General features: G+C 25.0%; 6 protein-coding genes. 1 reads left to right on the top strand and 5 read right to left on the bottom strand.

All coding sequences use genetic code 11. The annotated features are described in order from the left end of the window. From bdr to HNP68_RS05865, 5 genes are all read right to left on the bottom strand, one after another. Window positions 1-319: Bdr family repetitive protein (gene bdr / locus HNP68_RS05885; protein ID WP_221240665.1), on the bottom strand; the 319-nt coding region annotated here is incomplete at its 3' end. A 12-nt stretch (window positions 320-331) separates the two neighbouring features. Continuing rightward, window positions 332-892, bottom strand: a complete 561-nt coding sequence (locus HNP68_RS05880; RefSeq protein WP_183221393.1) for a chromosome replication/partitioning protein — start codon at window positions 890-892, stop codon at window positions 332-334. A 208-nt stretch (window positions 893-1,100) separates the two neighbouring features. Then, window positions 1,101-1,844: a ParA family protein gene (locus tag HNP68_RS05875; protein WP_183221391.1), complete on the bottom strand. Its 744-nt coding sequence runs from the start codon at window positions 1,842-1,844 to the stop codon at window positions 1,101-1,103. Then, window positions 1,820-2,404, bottom strand: coding sequence for a DUF226 domain-containing protein (locus tag HNP68_RS05870; RefSeq protein WP_183221389.1), 585 nt, complete (start codon window positions 2,402-2,404; stop codon window positions 1,820-1,822). Before HNP68_RS05870 ends, HNP68_RS05875 begins: the two co-directional genes overlap by 25 nt. Before the next feature lie 9 nt (window positions 2,405-2,413). Then, a complete protein-coding gene (locus HNP68_RS05865) occupies window positions 2,414-3,520 on the bottom strand; it encodes a plasmid maintenance protein (RefSeq protein ID WP_183221387.1) in 1,107 nt (368 codons plus the stop codon). A gap of 393 nt (window positions 3,521-3,913) precedes the next feature. Here HNP68_RS05865 and HNP68_RS05860 point away from each other — a divergent pair. Beyond that, a partial coding sequence (locus HNP68_RS05860) for an ERF family protein (RefSeq protein ID WP_183221385.1) occupies window positions 3,914-4,595 on the top strand: 682 nt, incomplete at its 3' end.

Below are 4,595 nucleotides of genomic sequence, written 5' to 3'. Positions count from 1 at the left end.
CGTCTATTTTAGTATTTAAACCCTTTTCTACATTATCTATCTTAGTATCTAAACTATCTATTTTAGTATTTAAACCCTTTTCTACATTATCTATCTTAGTATCTAAACTATCTATTTTAGTATTTAAACCCTTTTCTACATTATCTATCTTAATGTTTAAATTCTTTTCTACATCAATTAATTTCTCTTTTAAATATTCAAAGCTGTAATTATCATTATGGAGTAAAACAAAATCTATTGCCTCCTCACTAAACCCTATGTTTAAAAATTCACTTTTTATACTTTCTATGTTATATGTTCTGTAAGCCAAATTACTCATAAAATCTCCATATTATCCTTTTAATTGTTTATATTCTTTCATAATTTTTTTAATCATTTCTTTTTCATTATTAAATAATTTGTCTAACAAAAACCCTGTAAATTTAGCATTGCTCTTGTAAAAATCATAACTTTCTTGACTTTTAAGCTGAAATCTTAACGGTTTTATTGGATTTTTTTTTGATTTTTTAAATGTTGGACTTTCTTTATCTTGTATTAAATCAAGAGAATTGTGAATACCATTTTCTATTACATAGTCTTCTTTAATAAGTCCCTCTTGCAAAGCATTTGCTAATTTTAAATAATTATAAGCTTGAGTTCTTGCTATATTATAATCTTTTACAAAAGCAAAAAAACTTTTATACCCATCTAACTTATAGTATTCATTGTCTTTTATTTCTTTTAAAATTCTGATATTGTCAACTTTATGAAATATTTCTTTTCTAAAATTGGCTCTCAATCTATCCTTTAAAGAATTATAATGAGCAATTACATCTTCATCTGTAATAACTTTTTTTTCCATATCTGGATCTACTTCTTCTGATAAAACTCTTTTGTTTAATTCTATTTTCACAAAAACCTCCTTTATTTTAAGATTGTTCAGATTATGAACAACCTTTTATGGTGTATTTTTCATATATAGTGAACTGTTATTTCTAAATCAAAGATTATAGAAATAACTTCTTGTTTCATCCCATGATAGCTTTTTAGGTTCTAAAAGAACGATCATCCACTAGAGCATGGTCCACAAGCTTAACTTCAGGCAGTTCCTGCCTTAGTTTTTATTTCTTTGTATTAAAAAATTTCGACAATACTTCTTTATATTCATTAATATAATCTTTGGTCATATCAAATTCATTGTTGCCAGTAATTTTTTTATTTAAATCTTCTCTCTCATGAACAATTCCTAAAAATCCTCTTTTGGATCCAACATGTTTTAATAACTCTTTATGAGTATTATTTTTTTTAAATCTTGTTATAAAAATAAAAATTGGAATTTTTATTTTTAAATTCTTAATATAAAATTCTAATAAATCTAAACTTTCGACTGCCCATTTTTCTGCTGTCATTGGGACTATTATGCAATTACTGGCTATTAAAGCATTTGATAAAGTAAAATCTAAACTAGGATTGGTATCCATTATTATATAATCGTAATTCTGTTTTAAAAAAAATAAATTATCTTTTAACCTCAATTCTTTAAGGGGTATAAATTCACTTGAAAATTTATGCAAACTTAAATAACTTGGTATTAAATCTAAATTATCTTTTATATTAACAACTGCATCATTTATATCTAATTTTTCTTTTAATACTCTGTATATATTTTTACTTACAATATTAATCTTTCTATTTGCAATTTCTTTATAAAAATAACTAGTAGTTGATGCTTGGGTGTCTATATCTATTAACAATACCTTATATTTTTGAGCCAAAAGAGTTGCGAATATAATTGCACTTGTACTTTTACCAACACCGCCTTTAATTGACGCAATGGTTATTATTTTAGGTTTTTTATTATCCATTTTGTAAGTGGTCCTTGTTCTGGGTATTTTTTCCCATAAAATTCATATACTTGTTTTTCTAAATCTGTAAACATATTAAACAATATTTTGTTATAGTGGTTATTCATTCTCTCTTTAAATAATAAGCGGTATAATCCCTTAAAGTAGAAAAAAACACTTCCTGCTTTAAATCTAACTTCCATATAATATGCTCTTGCAAAGCCATAAGATTTTCTCTTCCCGTTTACTTCATACTTTACAAAAGCCTTATTTATTGGTTTTCTAAATCCATAAAAAATCCCCAAAAATTTATCCCCTTCTTTTTCTGGATATAGGTGAGTTTCTTGGACAATTCTTTCTCCATTATGTAAAGCCCTTACTGATACTCTAAATTCCATTCTTTTCTTTTTACTCTTTCTTTTATTTTCATAAACTCCAAATTTGTATAAATCCATCATTATTTTTGTATGGTACATTGCTTTGCCAGGTTCTTTTTCAATCTTTATGAATCTATCTTTATTTTGGCATTCAACTTTGCATTTACCTTTTTTTATTGTTTCTTGTGCACTTGCATTTTCCATGCTCAATCCTTATATAACCTTTTTGTTAAATTCTTTTAGTTTTAAAGCATTGGTGCCATTTTCTAGAATTTTTAATAATTCATAATAATATGAGCCAAACACTTTATTATATTCTAATTTCTTTTTGCTATTCAAATAGTCTTTTATAATTGGTTTTAGAATTTCAATTTCTTCAGTATTTTTTAGTCGATCAATAAGGATATTGAAAATGTTTGTCCTTATATGTTCACAATTTTTTTGTGAATTTTCTTTTTTTAATTCAATTGACCTTTCTAATTTACGCCTTATAATGCTTAAATCATTGTATTTTTGGTATTCAATAATAAAATGCGGTTTATTTTTGTATTTTTCATGTATCTTTTGAAAATTTATTTCCAATTGTTCGGAATTGTATCCTTTTTGTTCTAATTTTTTTTGTGTATTTTCTAGAATTTCTTTCAGTTTGTTTTGCTTTTCTTTAAGGCAAGATTTATTAAAGTAAGTATTTTTATGTTTCAGTAGTTTAATCCCAATTCTTTTTAATTCTTTAAGCATTTTAATTTTCAAGTCTTTAGTAATATCTAATTTTAAAACGAAAGGAAGAATTCCTTTACATATAAAGTTGCATTTATTACCATAGTTTATTACTTGAAAATTTTCTATCTTCTTTTTTCTTTCTTCTTTTATATTATTATTTTTATTACTTAAACACTCTTCCGAATTTACACTCCCCCTTAAAGGAAATTTGTCTTTAAAGTGGTTATTAACCCTTTTTTGAAATCTTGTTTCTTTTTTTTCTTTAAAGAATTGGTTAATCTTTTGGTAACAATCTTTTTTTGAATAATTAAGTTTATAGTAAATTTCAGTACCACAATTTACTCCCAAGTGTTTATAGTAATTAGTTGTGACTTTTATTTCTTTTTCTAATTTGTAAAGATATTTTTGAAGTGTCTTTAGTTTAACGGGTGTTTGACCATTGCGTTTTAGATTTTTATTATAGTAATATAGTATGTTTTGTTGAGTGTATTTCTTATGGGTTTTGTTTATGTACTGTAGTGTTGAGATAAGAACTATTAATTTATGTGGTTGTTTGTTTTTGCAATTTGAACTTTTTTTATTTGTTATTACTTCTTTCATTTTGAAGTTACTCCTTTATTGATTTATAATAATTATTATAATGCATAATTTTGATTTAAAAGTAAATACTTTTCTAAAAATATTTAATTCTAATTATTAATCTCATTAATTAAATGCACATTTATAATTTAATAGAAATAATTTGATTTTAATTCTAAGTTGAGTTAAACTACAAATAGCGTAGTGGAACTTCTTCGTTTGTTTTGCTACCTTTATTGATAATTTGCTAAAAATAATAAGATAAATAGTCTAGTGGGGTCTTAGCGAGATTCTTTGTAAAGAGAGTTTGGTTAAGTCCCACTATTTTTTTGCAAAAATTTTTGTTAAAAAGTTGGCAAAAATAGTTTTTGCTATACAATTATTTATATAAATCAATAAAGGAGTAACTTCAAAATGAAAGAAGTAATAACAAATCAAGAAAATATACAAAATAATATGCAAGCGAAAATAAGCTTCAGAAAAGATATGAAAACCCTAAGGATGAATTTACCAGGTATTGACAAAAGTCTTAAGGGATATGGTTATAAGTATCAAGATTTCAATGATATAGTAGAAGAAATTGAAAATGTTATAAAGAAACATAATTTGGAGCTTGATTTTTTTCAAAATGCAACTTTTACACATGATCCATATGGTAGAGTTCATGTTGTTAGAACTACATTCTACAGTACAAGTACTGGGTATGAAGAATCATTTGATACACCAATGCTTACAGAAAATTTACAATGGAACAATGAAAATGGGTCTAAAAATGTTAATACAACGCCACAACTGGTTGGTTCGGCTATTACTTATTTCAAAAGGTATGCTTTAGTTGGACATCTTCACATAAGAAGTGAAGTGGATACTGATGCAGCGTCTATTTATAATAATTATGAAAATGAAAATCCTACGCCTAATAAGCAAATTAGCGTTAATCAAAAGCAAGAAGAACAAAAAAAAGAGATTAATTACAATCAGAAAAAAACAATAATTCAGAGCAACAAAACTACACCATTCAAAAACAAGAAAAAAGATAGTTTTTATCATTATGGAATTTTTAAAGAAGCGTTGTCTAACATAAAAAATTGGGTAC

The sequence above is a fragment of the Borreliella yangtzensis genome (assembly GCF_014201775.1).
Taxonomy (GTDB): Bacteria; Spirochaetota; Spirochaetia; order Borreliales; family Borreliaceae; genus Borreliella; species Borreliella yangtzensis.
Note: the sequence above shows the minus strand (reverse complement) of the source record. Positions and strands in the feature narration are given on the sequence as shown.

Bases quoted from the DNA above. Each gene is read 5' to 3' on its own strand.
- HNP68_RS05875 (WP_183221391.1), bottom strand. From the start codon at position 1,844: ATGGATAATAAAAAACCTAAAATAATAACCATTGCGTCAATTAAAGGC.
- HNP68_RS05870 (WP_183221389.1), bottom strand. From the start codon at position 2,404: ATGGAAAATGCAAGTGCACAAGAAACAATAAAAAAAGGTAAATGCAAA.
- HNP68_RS05865 (WP_183221387.1), bottom strand. From the start codon at position 3,520: ATGAAAGAAGTAATAACAAATAAAAAAAGTTCAAATTGCAAAAACAAA.